1 pseudogene is annotated in these 247 nt (G+C 75.3%); it reads left to right on the forward strand.

Annotated elements, in window-relative coordinates:
* Positions 1-247 (forward strand): annotated as a pseudogene (locus tag C7I84_RS30285) (hypothetical protein); the annotation flags it as partial.

Raw genomic sequence — 247 nt, forward strand, 5'->3', positions numbered from 1 at the left:
CGACGGTTGCCGAGGCCGCGCCGCGCTTTTCCGCCGGCGCCGAGCTGCTGCGCGTCGAGGACGGCGAGGGCCGCACCGCCGGCGCGCTGCACCGCGCCGACGTCGTCGAGCTGATGATGCGGGGGTGCGAAGGAGCGCCGGCGCCCGTCCCGCAAAATGGCGGTCGCGTTCCCATGAGCGTGCCCGGCATCGACACCCGCCCACTCGCCCCGCGCCTAGACGGCGGCATGCTGTCCATCCCCTGGCT

It is taken from the genome of Kumtagia ephedrae, assembly GCF_003012745.1.
GTDB lineage: Bacteria > Pseudomonadota > Alphaproteobacteria > Rhizobiales > Rhizobiaceae > Kumtagia > Kumtagia ephedrae.